The 18,718-nt window shown below is 57.6% G+C and carries 11 protein-coding genes; 5 read left to right on the forward strand and 6 right to left on the reverse strand.

The genetic code is table 11. The features are described 5' to 3' along the window. Positions 1-153: 153 nt before the first annotated feature. The 4 genes from mexE to PSES9_RS0119980 all read left to right on the forward strand — a co-directional run bounded on the left by mexE (position 154) and on the right by PSES9_RS0119980 (position 7,091). Positions 154-1,401: a multidrug efflux RND transporter periplasmic adaptor subunit MexE gene (mexE, locus tag PSES9_RS0119960; RefSeq protein ID WP_010489955.1), complete on the forward strand. Its 1,248-nt coding sequence runs from the start codon at positions 154-156 to the stop codon at positions 1,399-1,401. A 12-nt stretch (positions 1,402-1,413) separates the two neighbouring features. Beyond that, positions 1,414-4,587 (forward strand): efflux RND transporter permease subunit, encoded by a 3,174-nt coding sequence (locus PSES9_RS0119965; protein ID WP_010489956.1) that lies wholly within the window; start codon positions 1,414-1,416, stop codon positions 4,585-4,587. Continuing rightward, positions 4,584-5,978, forward strand: coding sequence for an efflux transporter outer membrane subunit (locus PSES9_RS0119970; protein ID WP_010489957.1), 1,395 nt, complete (start codon positions 4,584-4,586; stop codon positions 5,976-5,978). Before PSES9_RS0119965 ends, PSES9_RS0119970 begins: the two co-directional genes overlap by 4 nt. A gap of 198 nt (positions 5,979-6,176) precedes the next feature. Further along, entirely contained in the window at positions 6,177-7,091 is a 915-nt protein-coding gene (locus tag PSES9_RS0119980; RefSeq protein ID WP_238530410.1) for a YeeE/YedE thiosulfate transporter family protein, read from the forward strand. Positions 7,092-7,108: 17 nt separating this feature from the next. On the opposite strand, the gene PSES9_RS0119985 is transcribed toward PSES9_RS0119980, so the two are convergent. Beyond that, entirely contained in the window at positions 7,109-7,843 is a 735-nt protein-coding gene (locus tag PSES9_RS0119985; RefSeq protein WP_010489959.1) for an SDR family oxidoreductase, read from the reverse strand. 353 nt (positions 7,844-8,196) lie between these two features. Here PSES9_RS0119985 and PSES9_RS0119990 point away from each other — a divergent pair, with 353 nt between their 5' ends. After that, positions 8,197-9,204, forward strand: a complete 1,008-nt coding sequence (locus tag PSES9_RS0119990) for a TRAP transporter substrate-binding protein (RefSeq protein ID WP_010489960.1) — start codon at positions 8,197-8,199, stop codon at positions 9,202-9,204. 55 nt (positions 9,205-9,259) lie between these two features. On the opposite strand, the gene PSES9_RS0119995 is transcribed toward PSES9_RS0119990, so the two are convergent. The 5 genes from PSES9_RS0119995 to PSES9_RS0120015 all read right to left on the reverse strand — a co-directional run bounded on the left by PSES9_RS0119995 (position 9,260) and on the right by PSES9_RS0120015 (position 18,717). Beyond that, positions 9,260-10,756 carry an efflux transporter outer membrane subunit gene (locus PSES9_RS0119995; protein ID WP_010489961.1) on the reverse strand — a complete coding sequence of 499 codons (1,497 nt, stop codon included), beginning with the start codon at positions 10,754-10,756 and terminating at the stop codon, positions 9,260-9,262. After that, on the reverse strand, positions 10,753-13,860 hold the full coding sequence (locus tag PSES9_RS0120000; protein WP_010489962.1) for an efflux RND transporter permease subunit: 3,108 nt from the start codon (positions 13,858-13,860) through the stop codon (positions 10,753-10,755). Before PSES9_RS0120000 ends, PSES9_RS0119995 begins: the two co-directional genes overlap by 4 nt. Continuing rightward, positions 13,857-16,958, reverse strand: a complete 3,102-nt coding sequence (locus PSES9_RS0120005; protein ID WP_010489963.1) for an MdtB/MuxB family multidrug efflux RND transporter permease subunit — start codon at positions 16,956-16,958, stop codon at positions 13,857-13,859. The genes PSES9_RS0120000 and PSES9_RS0120005 overlap by 4 nt, the downstream gene beginning before the upstream one ends. Beyond that, positions 16,955-18,190, reverse strand: a complete 1,236-nt coding sequence (locus PSES9_RS0120010) for an MdtA/MuxA family multidrug efflux RND transporter periplasmic adaptor subunit (RefSeq protein WP_010489965.1) — start codon at positions 18,188-18,190, stop codon at positions 16,955-16,957. The genes PSES9_RS0120005 and PSES9_RS0120010 overlap by 4 nt, the downstream gene beginning before the upstream one ends. Positions 18,191-18,378: 188 nt before the next feature. Continuing rightward, the gene (locus PSES9_RS0120015; protein ID WP_010489967.1) at positions 18,379-18,717 is read right to left on the reverse strand and encodes a DUF3325 domain-containing protein; all 339 of its coding nucleotides are present in this window, start codon (positions 18,715-18,717) and stop codon (positions 18,379-18,381) included. Position 18,718: the final 1 nt, after the last annotated feature.

Here is an 18,718-nt window from a genome sequence, read left to right on the forward strand (position 1 = left end):
AACGGCAAGTGCTTGCACTACTATTGCCCTATTACAATAGTAAGTCGCACATAATCATTTCCAATAATACTTAAATTCGCAGCGTTCGATTCGTTCCCTGATTCGTTGCGACTCACACTTCGCCCAAATATTACATCCACGGGCGGAAAAATCATGGAACAGCCAAACAACAAGATCTGGCACCTTCCACTTGCAGTACTTGCGGCAGTTATTCTCAGTGCATGTGGGAAAACCGAGGAAACCACTCAGCAGCAACATGCAGCCAAGGTCAGTGTCGCTGAAGTCATTGAACAACCTATCAACGAATGGGATGAATTTACCGGTCGGCTGGAAGCGCCAGAGTCGGTTGAAATTCGCCCGCGAGTTTCTGGATTTATTGACAAAGTCGCATTCGACGAAGGCAGCCTGGTCAAGAAAGGTGACCTGCTGTTCCAGATCGACCCGCGTCCTTTCAATGCAGAAGTCAAACGCCTGGAAGCACAACTCAACCAGGCTCGTTCGGCTTACTCCCGTGCGCGCAGTGAAGCCCAGCGTGGCGAACGCCTGCGTAAAAGCAATGCCATATCGGCTGAGCTTGCCGATGCGCGAACCAGTACTGCGCAAGAGGCCCAGGCAACAGTTGCGGGAATTGAGGCAGAGCTAGAAAACGCCCGCCTGAACCTGAGCTTTACCCGGGTAACTTCACCGATTGATGGCCGTGTCAGCCGCGCAGAAATCACGGCTGGCAACCTGGTAAATGCCAGCGAGTCGCTTCTGACCTCCGTGGTTTCAACCGACAAGGTCTATGCCTACTTTGATGCCGACGAGCAAGCCTTTCTGAAGTACGTTGAAATGGCAAAGAAATCGGGCGGCAATACCCGCGACGCCAGCCCGGTGTACCTGGGATTGTCCAACGAAGCCGGTAATCCGCACCTGGGCAAGCTGGACTTTCTGGATAACCAGGTCAACCCGCAAACCGGCACCATTCGTGGTCGCGCCGTGTTTGACAACAGCGACGGTGAATACACCCCTGGCCTCTATGTACGGCTCAAGCTGGTCGGCAGCGGTACCTATTCGGCCAAGCTGATTCAGGACGCCGCAGTCGGCACCGACCTGGGCAAGAAGTTTGTCCTGGTGCTCGGCGATGACAACACCGTCAGTTATCGCGCCATTGAACTGGGCCCCAAAGTCGAAGGCTTGCGCATTGTCCGCAGCGGACTGGAGAAAGGCGACAAAATTGTCGTCAACGGTTTGCAACATGCAATGCCCGGTTCGACCGTAGACCCACAAAACGTAGCCATGGCCGATGAACAGACACTGGCCAAGCTCGCGCGCATCCGCAGCGCCGTTGACTCAACAGTAGACAGCGAAGTTGACATTGCTGAGCGCCCTGCTCAGCCGAACGCGTCACCTCGCGGCTAAGGGTAAAGGTTTATGAATTTCTCCCAGTTCTTTATCAAACGGCCAATTTTTGCAGCGGTTCTGTCGCTCCTGATATTGATTGCCGGTGCTATCTCGCTCTTCCAATTACCAATCAGCGAATACCCCGAAGTGGTGCCGCCAACGGTCGTGGTGCGTACCAGCTTTCCCGGCGCCAACCCCAAGGTAATTGGCGAAACCGTTGCCTCGCCACTGGAACAAGCCATCACCGGTGTCGAAGGCATGCTGTACATGTCTTCCCAGGCTACATCCGACGGCGCACTGACGCTGACCATCACCTTTGCCTTGGGCACCGATCTCGATAACGCCCAGGTTCAGGTACAAAACCGGGTCACCCGGACCATGCCAACCTTGCCGACTGAAGTTCAGCGTCTTGGGGTGACGGTCGACAAGGCCTCGCCAGATTTGACCATGGTGGTTCACCTGACCTCCCCGGATAACCGCTACGACATGCTCTATCTGTCGAACTACGCGGCACTCAACGTCAAGGATGAACTGGCCCGTCTCGACGGCGTGGGCGATGTACAACTCTTCGGCCTGGGTAACTATTCACTACGGGTATGGCTTGATCACAATAAAGTGGCCTCGCGTAATCTGACCGCTACCGATGTGGTCAACGCCATTCGCGAACAGAATCGCCAGGTCGCTGCCGGCTCACTGGGTGCGCCACCAACCGCTGGCGATAACAGCTTCCAGCTCTCGATCAATACCCAGGGGCGCCTGGTGACTGAGGAGGAGTTCGAGAACATCATCATTCGCGCCGGTGAAAACGGCGAGATCACACGCCTCAGGGACATCGCCCGGGTTGAGCTGGGCTCCAGCAAATACGCCCTGCGCTCGCTGCTGAACAACAAGCCCGCGGTTGCCATTCCGGTGTTCCAACGCCCTGGATCGAACGCTATCGACATCTCGGACTCGGTTCGTGCACGCATGGCTGAGCTGAAGAAAAGCTTCCCGCAAGGCATGGACTACGAGATTGTCTACGACCCAACCATCTTCGTGCGCGGTTCTATCGAGGCAGTGGTACACACCCTGCTCGAAGCCATTGTGCTGGTGGTGCTGGTGGTGATCCTGTTCCTGCAAACCTGGCGCGCATCGATCATTCCGCTGGCGGCTGTGCCTGTCTCTTTGATCGGCACCTTCGCGGTGATGCACCTGTTTGGCTTCTCGCTCAATGCCTTGTCGCTGTTCGGCCTGGTGCTGGCAATTGGTATTGTGGTCGACGACGCCATCGTTGTGGTGGAAAACGTCGAACGTAATATCGGACTGGGCAAGACTCCGGTCGAGGCAACCAAGCAAGCGATGAAAGAGGTTACCGGCCCCATCATTGCGACAGCCTTGGTGCTCTGTGCGGTGTTCGTACCGACGGCCTTTATCTCCGGCTTGACGGGCCAGTTCTACCAGCAGTTTGCCTTGACCATTGCAATCTCGACGGTCATCTCCGCCTTTAACTCGCTGACCCTGTCGCCTGCCCTGGCGGCGGCGCTGCTCAAAAGCCATGACGCACCCAAGGACCGTTTCTCCCGGGTCCTGGAACGCCTGCTTGGCGGCTGGTTATTCAAGCCATTCAATCGCCTGTTCGACCGTGCCAGCAATGGCTATGTCGGGGCTGTTACCCGCATCCTGCGTGGCAGCAGCATTGCGATGCTGGTGTACGGCGGCTTGTTGGCACTGACCTATTTCGGTTTCGCCAGCACACCGACCGGTTTCGTGCCGCCGCAAGACAAACAGTATCTGGTGGCCTTTGCACAATTGCCGGATGCGGCAAGCCTTGATCGCACCGAAGCGGTTATCAAGCAGATGTCGGAGATTGCCAGTGAATACCCAGGGGTTGCCAATACGGTTGCCTTCCCTGGCCTGTCGATCAACGGTTTCACCAACAGCCCGAACAGTGGCATCGTTTTCACCACGCTCAAGTCGTTTGACCAGCGCAAGGACCCAAACCTGTCAGCGGGAGCGATCGCGGCTGCGCTAAATGCCAAGTTCGCCAATATCCAGGATGCCTATATTGCGATTTTCCCACCACCGCCAGTCCAGGGCCTGGGTACCATTGGCGGCTTCCGTGTGCAGATCGAAGACAAAGGTAATCAGGGCTATGACGAACTCTATAAGCAAGTGCAAAACGTCATCAGCAAGAGCCGTGATGTACCCGAGCTAGCCGGTTTGTTCACCAGCTACCAGGTAAACGTACCCCAGGTTGATGCCGACATTGACCGCGACAAAGCCAAGATCCACGGCGTCGCCATCAGCGACATCTTTGACACCATGCAGGTGTACCTGGGTTCGCTGTATGCCAACGATTTCAACCGCTTTGGTCGTACTTACCAGGTCAACGTGCAGGCTGATCAGCAATACCGGGTTGATGCCGATCAGATCGGTCAGCTCAAGGTGCGTAACAATCGCGGTGAAATGGTGCCCCTGTCGACTTTTATCAAGGTCAAAGACAGCTCCGGCCCCGATCGTGTGATGCATTACAACGGCTTTATTACCGCCGAAATCAATGGTAGCGCAGCGCCCGGCTACAGCTCAGGCCAAGCCGAGGCTGCGATGGAGCGCCTGCTCAAAGAGCAACTGCCAAACGGCATGAGCTATGAATGGACCGAGCTGACCTACCAACAAATCCTGGCTGGTAATACCGCGCTGTTTGTATTCCCGCTCTGCGTGCTGCTGGCGTTCCTGGTACTGGCTGCCCAGTACGAAAGCTGGAGTTTGCCGATGGCGGTGATCCTGATCGTGCCAATGACCCTGTTGTCGGCCATTACCGGGGTGATACTGACCGGAGGCGACAACAACATCTTCACCCAGATCGGTCTAATTGTACTGGTTGGACTGGCCTGTAAAAACGCGATCCTGATCGTTGAGTTTGCCAAGGAACAGCAGGAAGCCGGCATGGATCGCGTAAGTGCGGTGCTGCAAGCCTGCCGCCTGCGTCTACGGCCGATCCTGATGACCAGCTTTGCCTTCATCATGGGCGTGGTTCCGCTGGTATTCAGCTCTGGTGCGGGTGCTGAAATGCGTCATGCGATGGGGGTGGCGGTGTTCAGCGGCATGCTCGGCGTGACCTTCTTCGGCCTGCTGTTGACCCCGGTGTTCTATGTTCTGATTCGCAGTTTTGTTGAAAAACGCCAGGCAAAACGCGCACTGCGCCTGCAGGAGGCAGCGGTATGAAGTTGAAGTTATTTGCACCTGCCCTGCTTGCCCTGGCCGTCTCAGCTTGCGCCGTGGGCCCAGACTTCAAGCAGCCTGAAAACACCCCGGCGCAGTTGTCCCAGTTAAGTGCCGGCAAGTACGACCAGGGGCACTTCGAAGCCTTGTGGTGGCAGCAGTTTGATGACCCAACCCTGAACCAACTGGTTAACCAGTCGCTGCAGGACAACCGTGAGCTGCGTGTCGCCTTCTCACGGCTGAAGGCAGCCCGGGCCATTCGTGACGATGTTGCCAATGACCGTCTGCCGACCATCACCAGCCGTGCCAGCAGTGACATAGGCAAGGCACAACAGCCGGATATCACCGAGGATAGAGTCAGTACCGAGCGTTATGACCTGGGCCTGGACATGGTCTGGGAGCTTGATCTGTTTGGCCGAATCCAGCGCCAACTTGAGGCCAGTGATGCGCAAATCGAAGTCGCCGAAGCCGATTACTATCAGTTGCAGGTGAGCTTGATTGCCGAGCTGGTTGATGCCTACGGCAGCTTGCGCGGCGCCCAGTTGCGCGAGCAGATTGCCCGGGAAAACTTGCACAATCAGGAGGAATCGCGGGGCATAACCGAGGATTTGCGCGACGCGGGGGTTGGTAGCGAACTGGATGTACTGCGCGCCGACGCACGTCTTGCCGCAGTTGAAGCCAGCGTGCCGAGACTGCAGGCAGAGCAAGTACGTGCGCGCAACCGCATTGCAACCCTGCTCGGCCAGCGAGCGGATCAACTCGACATCGACCTCTCGCCACACCCCATCCCGGCAATCGCCAAGGCGCTCCCCATTGGCGATCCGGCAGAGCTGCTGCGTCGACGCCCGGATATTCGTGCTGCTGAGCAAAACCTGGCTGCGGCTACCGCGAATATTGGCGTGGCCACCGCAGACCTGTTTCCCCGCGTAAGCCTCAGTGGTTTCCTTGGTTTTACCGCCGGGCGCGGTTCGCAGATTGGCTCTTCGGCAGCGCGAGCCTGGGGAGTATCGCCAAACATCACCTGGGCGGCGTTCGATCTTGGTAGTGTCAAGGCACGGATTCGCGGGGCCGATGCAGAGGCCGAAGGCGCACTGGCGCAATACGAGCAGCAGGTCTTGTTGGCCCTGGAGGAGTCCGAGAATGCCTTTAGCGATTATGCCAAGCGCCAACAGCGCTTGCTGGCACTGATCCGACAGTCAGAAGCCAGTCGTGCTGCTGCCGCGCAAGCGGCCGTGCGTTACCGCGAAGGCACTGTGGATTTTTTGGTGTTGCTCGATGCCGAACGAGAGCGCCTTGCCGCCGAAGACAGCCAGGCACTGGCTGAAGTCGAGTTGTACAGCGGCATAGTTGCAATCTACAAGACCCTGGGCGGTGGCTGGCAGCCGAACAGTTAAGCAGCTAGGCAATGTCAAAGCCCCGCACGACCAACGTCGCGGGGCTTTTTTTGGCCTGTTTATGCGCAGGCCAGGACAGGTCGTGGGCTGGCTGTATTTTAATTTGCATGCTCAAGCGTAACGAAGTGGCTTGTGCAACACTCTATAGCTAATCCCGCGCGGCGGCATCACAAGCGCGAATTGGACAACGAGGTTGCAGTGCTAATCCCCCTTACCCTGGCATTTTTAATCGGCTGGGTCTCGCAGCGTATGGGTTTGTGCCTGGTGGCTGCCATCACCCTGGCCCTGAATAAGCGGCCCACCCTGTTCGTGGCGCTTGCCTCCTGTGGCCTGTTCGGCCTTCTATTGACGCCGCTTTACCAGCAGCTTGGCGTGTCACAACCCTTCTATCAGCCAATAGCCCCTTATCATCACATTATCCTGGGTGGCTTTTTATTCGGGGTCAGTTCGGTACTCAATAACGGTTGCAGTGTAGGCACCCTGACCAAACTGGCGCGGGGCGACCTGAGCAAGGCATTCACCATTATCGGCTGGGTTGTCGGCATAGTCCTCTGGCACCACCTGAATATGGATATGACCGAAAAGAAAACCCTTGCGCCCTCGCCTTCAAGCGTCAACTACCTGCTGGCCATTGGATTGGTGATCGCCAGCCTGCTGGTGCTTGTGCGTTATCAGCGCGAGAAGCACTACGTCAGCTTGAGCATCTTGCTTGGCTTGCTCACCAGCGCCTTGTACACCTTCGAGCCGCAATGGACGCCGAGCCTGCTGTTCTACGATTTATCCAAGGCGGTGTGGATACAGCAATGGCACATTCACCCGACCAGGCTTGGTATCTTCGCCATGCTCGTGCTGGGCATGTACTGCTTCACCATTTACCGTAGAACCTTCGACTACCGGCCGGTCAACCTGCTCGACTCGAGCCGCTACCTCTGTGCCGGAACCCTGATGGGGGTTGGCGCATCCATGATGTTGGGCGGTAACGACTCGCAAATCCTGTTGGTATTTCCCACGCTGCACCTGGCGACAACCCTGCCACTGATGGCTATTTGTAGCGGGATTGTCCTGAGTCTCCTGCTCAGCAAATACAGCGTCCGCCAACGACCGGCCCACTAGAACACCAGGTACGAACCTCAGGCGATACCGCCGTTGACCCTCAGGGTCTGGCCGTTGACCCAGGCCCCCTCCTCGCTGACCAGAAACGCCACTGCTGCGGCAATATCATCCGGTGTCCCAAGGCGCTCCAAGGGTGGTTGCAAGGTCAGCTTTTCGATCAGCTCATCACTCTTGCCGTTGAAGAACAAACTGGTTGCGGTCGGCCCAGGGGCAATGGCGTTGACACTGATACGGCGACCGCGCAATTCACGGGAAAATATTTGAGTGAAGACTTCAACCGCAGCCTTGGAAGCGGCATACACCGAGTAACCAGGCAACGCCATGCCAATCACGCTGGTTGAGAAGTTGACGATGCGGCCACCCTCACGCAAGCGCGTGGCGGCAAGGCGCAAGGTGTTGAACGTACCCTGGGTGTTGATGGAAAAGATTCGCTGGTACAGCTCATCGTCGGTGTCTTTCAACGCCACCATGCCGGGCTGGATGACTCCGGCGTTGTTGACCAGAATATCGATGCCGCCGAAAGCCATCTCGGTTTGATCAAATAAGGCTTCGACCGCTACCGGGTCGGCAATGTCGGCCAACACCGCGTAGGCTTTTCCACCTGCAGCCATGATCTCGCGGACCACGTTTTCGGCATCGGCAGGGTTAGAGGCGTAGTTGACCACCACGCTGATACCGTCCTTGGCCAGGCGTTTGGCAATGGCAGCGCCAATGCCCCTGGAGGCGCCTGTGACTATCGCAACTCTTGTCATAATTATTCTCTCTAGATAATGGTTCGCCAGCGCGCCACTGCCGGTCTGAAACCCACACCATGCAAAATCCACGACTTACTTCTGTATAGCCGTGAATTCAGGGACGCGACTGACCAATCATCTGGACTTGACCTAACTAAAGATTGGCTACAAAGCCATTGCCAACCCAAAACCGGCAATAATCCGCTGATGTTTCAGGCACAGATGGCGATATATCGCCACTGGCTGCGAACTGGTTCACTGTGCTTTTTAAGAGAACATTGCCCTGGGTACGATCGGTGAAATTGGCACAGGCATTGCGATAGGAACAATGCCAACAACGCCAACACTGATAAAAAAAATAGGATTCCCACATGTTTAAGCAACTGTTTGCCGTGGCTGCCTGTGCCTTGGCGATCACTTCGACACCGGCCATTAGCGCCCAGCAGAATGGCCCGATTGTCATAAAGTTCTCGCATGTCGTCGCCGATGACACGCCCAAGGGGCAAGGGGCACTGCTGTTCAAAAAACTGGTTGAGGAGCGCTTGTCGGGCAAAGTCTCGGTTGAGGTGTACCCGAACTCGACACTCTTTGGCGATGCGGACGAAATGCAGGCGCTGAAAGACGGCAAGGTACAGATGCTTGCACCTTCGCTGGCCAAGTTCGGTAACTACACCAAACAGCTACAGGTCTATGACTTGCCCTTCTTGTTTGATGACCTTGATGCAGTCAATCGCTTCCAAAAGCGTGCAAAAGGTCGTCAACTGCTGCGCAGCATGGAAGATAAGGGCATCACCGGCCTGGCTTATTGGCACAACGGCATGAAACAGCTATCAGCCAACAAGGCCTTGTATATGCCAGCCGATGCCAGCGGCTTGAAGTTTCGTATCCAGCCATCGGATGTGCTGAGCGCGCAGTTCAACCAGTTGTCTGCCACACCGCAAGTACTGCCCTTCGCCGAGGTGTTCAAGGCATTGCAAACGGGTGAAGTACAAGGTGCTGAAAACCCCTGGTCGAATATCTACAGCAAAAAGCTCAACAGCGTTCAGCCCTACATCACCGAAACCAACCACGGGGTGCTCGACTACATGCTGGTGAGCAATCCGACCTTCTGGTACAGCATCCCACACGCCACGCGTGTGGTGCTTGAAGGCATTATTGATGAGGTCACTTATTCAGTGAATCGCCAGGCCGAGGAAGCCAACCAGGCAGACCGCAACCGCATCCTGGCGTCGGGCTCCAGCCAGATCATCACCCTGGACGACCAACAACGCCAGGCCTGGCGTGATGCAATGAAGCCGGTATGGGCGCAGTTTGAAAAAGAAATTGGTGCCGACGTGATGCAGGCCGCGCAGGTGGTAAACCGCAAATCGCGTAACTAAGCCTCAGGCAATGAACCAAGCCAGCATCGGTCCAGATGCTGGCTTGGGCCTGTGGTTAATCCAGTTTGTCATCCTGATCGGCGGGTGGCACCAATTGATCGACTGTCCAGCCGCCGCCCAGCGCCGCAATCAACTGCACACTGGCCGTCAGACGGTTGCCCAGCAGCGTTAGCGCGGTACGCTCGTTGTTCAGGGCCGTTGCCTGGACTGTCACCACGCTATTGAAGTCAACGGTACCGGCCTTGTACTGGTTCTGAATCAGGCGCAGTGACTCACGGGCCGACTCGACCGCTTGTTGCTGAACCTGCGCCTCCTGCTCCATGACCCTGAGCTGGACCAGGTAGTCTTCAACCTCACGGAAACCATCCAGCACCGACTGCCGGTACTGTGCGACAGTCTGGTCATAGACCGCTTCGGTACGTTCCACCTCGGCACTGCGCGCGCCCCCATCGAACAAGGTCATGGCCAGGCTAGGACCTATGGACCAGAAACGGTTTGGCAACTCGATCCAATCCGCAAAACTGCTGCCCCGATAACCACCACTGGCGGAAATGGTCAGGTCCGGATACCAGGCGGCTTCGGCTATGCCGATATCGGCATTGGCGGAAATCACCCGGCGCTCGGCTGCTGCGATATCAGGCCTGCGCTCAAGCAGCTGCGAAGGCAAGGCCACAGGTATTTGCGGGAGCTGAGGCAGTTGCTCACGTGGGGCGATGCTCAACTCGGCAGGCGAAACCCCGACCAGCACCGCAATGGCATGCTCCAGCTGCGCACGCTGCCACTTCAGATCAATTGCCTGTGCCTCGGTGCTTTTCAATTGAGTACGGGCCTGGCTGACATCGGACTTCGGCACTATACCGGCCCTGTACTGGTTTTCTGTCAACTTCAACGAACGGGCATAGGCATCCACGGTAGCGTCCAGCAAGCGCTGCTGGTCATCGAGCACGCGTAATTGCAGGTAGCTCTGGGCCAACTCGGATTGATAGCTCAGCTTGGCAGCCGCCAGATCACCGGCACTGGCTTCGAAACCTGCCTTGCTCGACTCCAGCGAACGGCGCAGCTTGCCCCAGATATCCAGCTCCCAGGACGCATTGAGGCTCAAGTCGTAGTTCTTGGTGATGGTCGAGCGTGATCCGCCGCTGGAGATCACGTCAGAGGTGGTAACCACGTTCTGGCCGCCACCCTGACCGGAGCGCGTGACACCGGCATTGGTCGACAGCGAGGGGTAAAACGCTGCGCGCGCGCCCCTGACCAGTGCCCGGGCCTGACGGTATTGCGCCTCGGCGGCGGCGAGGTTCTGGTTCGACACATTGAGGCGTCCGACCAGATCGTTCAACTCGGCATCACCGTAGAGCTCCCACCAGGCACCACGTTCCAGGGCATCGCTGGGCACGGCGGCTTTCCAGCCGGCTACTTGCTTGAATTGGGCCGGGGTGTTGATTTCAGGGCGCTTGTAGTCCGGGCCGACCGCACAGGCACTCAAGGCGATACTCAGCGCAAGCAGGCTGAGCAGGCGCGTACCACGGGCTTTTGCAAGGTTTGCAGTAATCATAATGGTGTATCCAGGGCTGCATCGGTGCGCACGCCACGCCAGCGGTTTACCCGGTGGCGCAGGCGGTCGAAATAAAGGTAGATAACCGGTGTGGTGTAGAGGGTCAGCAACTGGCTCAGGATCAAGCCGCCGACAATGGTAATGCCCAAAGGCTTGCGCATTTCCGAGCCTTCGGCGCTGCTCAGTACCAGTGGCAGTGCGCCAAGGATGGCCGCAAGCGTGGTCATCATGATCGGCCGGAAACGCAGCAGGCAGGCTTGGCGGATCGACTCGAAAGGACTCATGCTCTGCTGGCGCTCAAGCTGCAAGGCCAGGTCGATCATCAGGATCGCGTTTTTCTTCACCACCCCGATCAGCAGGAACAAGCCCAGCAAGGAGATCAGGCTGAACTCGGTATTGAGCAACTCCAGTGCCAACAGTGCGCCCACCCCGGCCGAGGGCAAGGTGGAAAGAATGGTAAAGGGATGCACATAACTTTCGTAAAGCACGCCCAGGACGATATACACCACCACCAGGGCCAGCAGGATCATCAGGGGTTGATTGTCCTGGGTTTTCTGGAAGGCGGCGCCTGTGCCGCTCATCATGCCCTGCACTTCAGTGGGCAGGTTGAGTCTGGCCACCGCGTTATCTATCGCCTTGGTGGCCTGGTCGAGGCTGACACCTTCTGCCAACGAGAAACCGATATTCTCCGAGGCAAATTGCCCCTGGTGGTTAACCCGATCTTCTTCAAGGCTGCGTCCCCAATGGGCAAAGGTCGACAGCGGCACCCGATCACCATTGGCAGTAATCAGCTTGATCTGGTCCAGCGACTCAGGATGCTCGGCGTATTTTTTATCGACCTCCATGACCACGCTGTATTGGTTGAGCGTGTCGTAGATGGTCGATACCTGGCGCTGGCTGTAGGCGTTGTTAAGCACGCTGGTCACCATTGCCATGTCCACGCCAAAGCGCTTGGCCATGTCGCGATCGACCTGCAGGCTGATCTGTTGCGCGCCTTCGTTTTCCTTGGCGTCGATATCGGTCAGCTCGGGCAAAGCACGCAGCGCCTCGCGCACCTTGGGCATCCACTCGCGCAGTTGGTCCAGGTCACCCGACAGCAGCATGTATTCATTATCCGAGCTGCGCCCTTGCCTGCCACCGATTTGCAGGTCTTGGTCCGGCATCAGGAACAGCCGGCCACCGGCGACCTTGGGCACTTCCTTGCGCAGGCGGTTAATCACATCCTGGGCAGAAATCTTGCGCTCGGTTATGGGTTTGAGACGCACGATGATAAAGGCATTATTGATCCCCCCTGCTCCGCCTACGAAACCGGCAACGCTATCGACCGCTGGATCCTTGAGCAGTGCCCGGCGGTAGGTTTCCATTTTGGGCTGCATCACCTGGAAGGACAAACCATCGTCGCCGCGTACAAAGCCAATCAACTGGCCAGTGTCCTGCTGGGGCAAGAAGGTCTTGGGCACTATGATAAAGAGCACGATATTCAAGGCGATGGTGGCGAACAAACTCAGCAGCATCAGCAGTGAGTGACGCAGAGCCCAGTCCAGGCTGCGTTTGTAGCCGCGCAAAATCATCGCGCCAAAGCGTTCCAGTTGTTGCTGCAAGCGGCCATGGGGGCGCAGTTGATCTTCGGCCTTGAGCCAACGTGCGCAAAGCATCGGCGTCAGCGTCAAGGACACCAGCAAGGAGATAATGATCGACACCGCCAAGGTGATCGAAAACTCACGGAACAGGCTCTCGACCAGGCCGCCCATGAATAGAATCGAGACAAATACCGCCACCAGCGACAGGTTCATCGCCAGCAAGGTGAAGCCAACTTCCTTGGCCCCCTTGAATGATGCAGCCATGGGTGTTTCGCCAGCCTCGATATGCCGGGAGATATTCTCCAGCACCACGATTGCATCGTCGACCACCAGGCCCGTGGCCAGAATCAAGGCCATCAGTGACAGGTTATTCAGGGAGAACCCGAGCAGGTACATGGCGGCAAATGTGCCGACCAGCGACACGGGCACCGCCAGCGCCGGGATCATCGAGGCACGCCAGCGACCCAGAAAGCCATAGACCACCAAAATGACCAAGGCCACGGCGATCAACAAGGTACGCTCGGCTTCGTGCAAGGTGGCGCGAATGACCGGTGAACGGTCCATTGCCACCTGCAGATCAACGGTTGCCGGAATCACCGCGCGTAGCGCTGGCAACTGCTCGCGAATACTGGCAATGGTTTCGATGATATTGGCCCCGGTCTGGCGGTTGACCACCACCAATACAGCGCTTTGGTCGTTATAGAACCCGCTGTTGTAGCGATCCTCGACGCCATCGGTGACCTTGGCGATATCACTCAGGCGCACCACTGAACCATCCTGGTAACGAATGATCATCGGTTTGTAGTCGGCGGCCTTCTCCAATTGATCACTGGCCTGGATCTGCCAGTGATTGCTGGCATCTTCGACCGCACCCTTGGGCCGTTTGGCGTTGGCATTGGTGATGGCCTGGCGCACATCATCCAGGGCGATGCCGTATTGATCCAGCATGCGCGGCTGCAAGGAGACCCGCACGGCAGGCAGTGAGCTGCCGCCAATCTGCACTTCACCGACACCGGTGACCTGCGACAGTTTTTGCGCAATGACCGATGAAGCCACATCGTAGAGTTCACCCTTGGTCAACACATCGGATGACAGCGCAAGCACCATGACCGGCGCTTGCGAGGGGTTGATCTTGCGATAGGTCGGCATGCTGCGCATGCCACTGGGCAGCAAGTCGCGGGAGGCATTGATCGCGGCCTGGACTTCACGTGCAGCGGCATTGATATCACGGTCAAGCTCGAACTCGATCATGATGCGCGTGCTGCCCTGGCTGCTGCGGCTGTTCATCTGGCTGATGCCGGCGATGGTACCCAGCGAGCGCTCGAGTGGCGTGGCCACGCTCGATGCCATGATCTGCGGGCTGGCGCCTGGCAATGTGGCGTCGACCGTGATTACCGGGAAATCCATATCCGGCAATGGCGATACGGCCAGCAATCCATAGCTGACCGCACCGAGCAGGATCACCGCCAGGCTCAGGAGCAGCGTTGCCACCGGACGACGGATAAAAGGCGCTGAAAGGTTCATGGCTTGACCAGAATCCCTGCAGCGCTACGCCCGGTTGCACGACGGGCCAGGCGGTCGAAGTACAGGTAGATCACCGGCGTGGTAAACAAGGTCAATAACTGGCTGACCAACAGGCCACCAACCATGACCAGGCCCAGCGGCTGGCGCAACTCTGCGCCGGAACCTGTCGCCAGCATCAGTGGCACAGCGCCAAAGAGCGCAGCCAGCGTGGTCATCAGGATGGGCCGGAAACGCAACAACGCCGCTTGATAAATGGCCGCCTCTGGCGCCATGCCCTGGTTGCGCTCAGCGTCGAGGGCAAAGTCGATCATCATGATTGCGTTTTTCTTGACGATACCAATCAACAGGATGATGCCGATGATTGCAATCAGCCCCAGGTCATTGCCGGTCAGCAACAAGGCCAGCAAGGCGCCTACCCCCGCCGACGGCAAGGTCGAGAGAATGGTGATCGGGTGAATATAGCTCTCGTACAGTACGCCAAGGACGATGTACATGGTCACAACTGCCGCCAGGATCAGCAGCAAGGTGCTCGACAGCGACGCACGGAACGCCTGGGCGGCGCCCTGGAACTCGGTCTGGATACCGGCAGGCAAGCCGATGTCCTGTTGCGCTTGTTGAATCACATCCACCGCATCGCCCAAGGCAACGCCGGATGCGAGGTTGAATGACAAGGTCGCCGCTGGAAACTGGCCGATATGGTTTATCAGCAAACTCGCAGCACGCTGCTCCACATGGGCAAGATCGGACAGCGGGACTTGTTTGCCTTCAGCGGTGGCAACGTGGATCTGGCGCAGCGCTGCCGGGCCAATGCTGCCCGCATTCTGGCTCTCCAGGACCACGCGGTATTGGTTGGCCTGGGTATAGATGGTCGAAATCTGGCGCTGGCCAAATGCGTCGTACAAGGCATCATCAATGTCGGCGACCTTGACCCCGAGGCGCCCGGCAATATCGCGGTCGATGTCCAGGTAAACCTGCAAGCCACGGTTTTGCAGATCGCTGGCAACATCGGTCAACTCGGGCTGTTGCTGCAGGCGGCTCACCAGTTTAGGCACCCACTCTTCAAGCAGTTGGAGGTCAGGCGACTCCATGCTGAACTGGTATTGCGTGCGGCTGACGCGGTCTTCGATCGACAAGTCCTGCACCGGCTGCAAGTACAGCTGGATACCGCTGAGCTTGGCCAGCTCTGGGCGTAAGCGATCAATCACTTCGCTGGCGGTCACATCCCGCTCGCTGTGTGGCTTGAGGTTGATCAGCATGCGCCCGCTGTTGAGCGTCGGGTTATCGCCATCGACACCGATATAGGACGACAGGCTACTCACTGCAGGGTCCTTGAGCACCACTTCGGCGAGCCGTTGCTGGCGTTCGCTCATGGCGCTGAAGGAGATCGACTGCGGCGCCTCGGAAATGCCCTGGATCACGCCGGTATCCTGCACCGGGAAGAAGCCCTTGGGCACAGCCAGGTACAGGACCACGGTCAGCGCCAATGTACCAATGGCGACCAACAAGGTCAGTGGCTGGCGCTTGAGCACCCATTGCAACCAGATCCCGTAATGATGGATAAGCCGATCAATCCAGGCGCCGCTGGCCTTGTAGAAGCCGGATTGCTCCTCGGGTTTTGGCTCACGCTTGAGCAGGCGCGCACACATCATCGGCGTGAGGGTCAGGGAAATCACCAGCGAGATCAGAATCGCCACGGCCAGGGTGATGGCAAACTCACGGAACAAGCGCCCCACCACATCGGCCATGAATAGCAGCGGGATCAATACCGCAATCAGCGAAATGGTCAGCGAAACCAGGGTAAAACCAATCTGCTTGGCGCCTTTGAGTGCGGCATTGAAGGGTGTCTCGCCCTCTTCAATGTGCCGCGCAATATTCTCCAGCATGACAATGGCGTCATCGACCACGAAGCCGGTGGCAATGGTCAACGCCATCAATGTCAGGTTGTTGATGGTAAAACCCGCCAGATACATGATGCCGAAGCTGCCAATCAGCGACAGCGGCACCACGATAGAAGGAATGATGGTCGCCGACAGCCGGCGCAGGAACAGGAACGTAACCAACACCACCAGGGCGATTGCCATCATCATTTCGTGCTGCACATCGCTGACCGCGGCGCGAATGGTTTGCGTGCGATCGGTAAGTACCTTTACATCAACGCTGGCAGGCAAGCCTTCAGTGAGGTTGGGCAGCAGGGTCTGGATGCGATCGACCACATCGATCACATTGGCACCCGGCTGGCGTTGAACGTTGACCAGGATGGTTTTATTGAGGTTGGCCCAGGCGGCAAGTCGCTGGTTTTCAGCGCCATCGACAATGGTGGCAACGTCCTTCAGGCGCAAGGTTGCACCTTGGCTGTAGTTAATAATCAACTGGCGGTATTGGTCCACCGATACCAACTGGTCGTTGGCATCGAGCTGCGAGACACGCGTCGGGCCATCGAAGTTGCCCTTGGGCTGGTTGACGTTGCTGGCGGTTATCAGCGTACGAATATCCGCCAGGTTCAAGCCGTAGGCAGCCAGCGCCTCGGGATTGACCCGGATGCGCACGGCTGGGCGTTGGCCACCGGCCAACGAGACCAGGCCGACGCCACTGGTTTGCGCCAGTTTTTGCGCCAGGCGGGTATCTACCAGGTCATTGATTTCAGGAAGCGGCAGGGTTTTCGAACTCACCGCCAGGGTCATCACCGGTGTATCGGCCGGATTGACCTTGCTGTACACCGGCGGTGCGGGCAAATCATTGGGCAGCAGGTTGGTCGCGCCGTTGATCGCCGCCTGGACTTCCTGCTCGGCAACATCAAGCTCGATCTCAAGGTTAAAGCGCAAGGTGATGACCGACGCACCGCCCGAGCTGGTCGACGACATCTGTTTTAGGCCGGCCATCTGCCCGAACTGACGCTCCAAAGGTGCGGTTACCGCGCTGGTCATTACATCGGGGCTGGCCCCTGGATAAAGAGTCATGACCCTGATAGTCGGGTAATCCACCTCGGGCAAGGCGGAGACCGGCAGCAAACGATAAGCGATGATCCCACTCAGGAAAATCGCCACCATGATCAGCGTTGTCGCGACCGGGCGCAGGATGAACAGGCGAGAAACATTCATGCTTTGCGCTTCGACTGACCATCAGTTTCGGTGGCTAGCGGCACCGGTGCAGACTCTGGCTCAGGGGCGAAGCCTGTACCCAGCACCTCGACCTTGTTGCCGTCGCGCAAACGGTCGGTGCCTTCAAGCACCACGCGTTCACCGACGCTGACGCCCTTCTCGATCAGGGTCGTCTCGCCATTACTTGGGCCAACCTCCACCGGGCGGATGCTGATCTTGTCTTCTTTGTCGACGATATACACAAAGGGGCCATTGGAACCGAACTGCAACGCCGCAGCTGGAATGACATCGACGTTTGTCCGGGTTTCGACGCGCAGGCGCACATTGACGAACTGATTGGGATAAAGCATTTCGTCGGCGTTGGCAAAGCGGGCCTTGAGCTTGACCGTGCCGGTGGCGGTATCGATCAGGTTGTCCAGGGTTTCAAGTTGGCCTTCGGCCAAGCGATTCTTCTCACTGCGATCCCAGGCCTCGACTTGAAGGGTTTCACCCGCGCGATAGTGCTTCAATACTGCGGGCAGCTCGGCCTCTGGCAAGGTGAACATCACCGCAATGGGCGTGGTTTCGGTAATCACCACCAGCGGCAATTCATCACCCGAACTCACCAGATTACCGATATCGACCTGGCGCAGGCCCAGGCGACCACTGATGGGCGCACGCACCTGAGTGAAATCCAGATTGAGCTTGGCTTCAGCAACGGCGGCCTGATTGGACTTGACCGTGCCGCGATACTGATTGACCAAGGCCAGTTGGGTGTCGAGGGTCTGCTTGGCAATCGAATCCTCGGCATACAGCCCTTTGTAGCGCGCCAGGTCGATCTCGGCGTTTTTCAACTGTGCCTGATTCTCCAACAACGCACCCTGGGCCTGTTGCAAGGCAACCTGATACGGCCGCGGATCAATCACGGCCAATAAATCCCCTGCCTTGACCCGCTGGCCATCGGTAAACATCAGCTTCATCAACTCACCATCAACGCGGCCACGCACATTGACGGTGTTATAGGCGGTCACCGTGCCGAGGGCTTTCAATTCGATGGGAAAATCTGCCGCCTCAACCTCGGCCACTCGCACTGGAACCGGGCCCATGTCACCAAAGCGCTGGTTACCGACGTTTTCTGGTTTCGCTGGCCAGAAAAACCAGACCATGGCGGCGATTACTACCAAGAGAACCAGGCCGATCAACCATTGGCGGGAGGCTTTTGCGGGGGTCAGGGTGTTGTTTGAATCAGGCATGTCTCAGATCACTTCCTTGGGGAAGCTGAACGATAAGCACTCTTAGGGCCTAAGCAAAGCCTCTTTACCAGCTATTTACTCAAGGTCTGTTGCAGTTTGTGCCAAGCACTGCCAAATCTGCAGTTCAGGACCCGTTCTAGAGCGCTACAAATGAGCCGGCACTTGGCCGGCAGACTGTCGCCAGGGGCTCAAGCCAGCAAGGCCCAGGCAAGCATCCAAACCGGTGCGCCAATCACTGGTAATAGCAGCGCCAGTCGTGGCCTGTACGGAAGGCTCATCACCAACAATAAACCTGCCAGGCTGACCTGCCCCAGCCAGCCAATGGGCCCCATTGCCCAGCCCCAGCTTGATACACAGGCCATAAAGCCCGCGCCAAGCAGCAGCCAACCGGCAACTCGCAAAGTCCGACAGAAATAGGATTGAGGCTCATGCTTCCAGACATTTTTATAGTGCCTTGGTAGCCCCATGCAAAGGGCCGACATGGCGCAATACACCAGAAGCAGACCGGCAAAGAAATTGATCAGCATT

The sequence above is a fragment of the Pseudomonas sp. S9 genome, assembly GCF_000222125.1.
Taxonomy (GTDB): Bacteria; Pseudomonadota; Gammaproteobacteria; order Pseudomonadales; family Pseudomonadaceae; genus Aquipseudomonas; species Aquipseudomonas segetis.

Bases quoted from the DNA above. Each gene is read 5' to 3' on its own strand.
- mexE (WP_010489955.1), top strand. From the start codon at position 154: ATGGAACAGCCAAACAACAAGATCTGGCACCTTCCACTTGCAGTACTT.
- PSES9_RS0119965 (WP_010489956.1), top strand. From the start codon at position 1,414: ATGAATTTCTCCCAGTTCTTTATCAAACGGCCAATTTTTGCAGCGGTT.
- PSES9_RS0119970 (WP_010489957.1), top strand. From the start codon at position 4,584: ATGAAGTTGAAGTTATTTGCACCTGCCCTGCTTGCCCTGGCCGTCTCA.
- PSES9_RS0119985 (WP_010489959.1), bottom strand. From the start codon at position 7,843: ATGACAAGAGTTGCGATAGTCACAGGCGCCTCCAGGGGCATTGGCGCT.
- PSES9_RS0119990 (WP_010489960.1), top strand. From the start codon at position 8,197: ATGTTTAAGCAACTGTTTGCCGTGGCTGCCTGTGCCTTGGCGATCACT.
- PSES9_RS0119995 (WP_010489961.1), bottom strand. From the start codon at position 10,756: ATGATTACTGCAAACCTTGCAAAAGCCCGTGGTACGCGCCTGCTCAGC.
- PSES9_RS0120000 (WP_010489962.1), bottom strand. From the start codon at position 13,860: ATGAACCTTTCAGCGCCTTTTATCCGTCGTCCGGTGGCAACGCTGCTC.
- PSES9_RS0120005 (WP_010489963.1), bottom strand. From the start codon at position 16,958: ATGAATGTTTCTCGCCTGTTCATCCTGCGCCCGGTCGCGACAACGCTG.
- PSES9_RS0120010 (WP_010489965.1), bottom strand. From the start codon at position 18,190: ATGCCTGATTCAAACAACACCCTGACCCCCGCAAAAGCCTCCCGCCAA.
- PSES9_RS0120015 (WP_010489967.1), bottom strand. From the start codon at position 18,717: ATGCTGATCAATTTCTTTGCCGGTCTGCTTCTGGTGTATTGCGCCATG.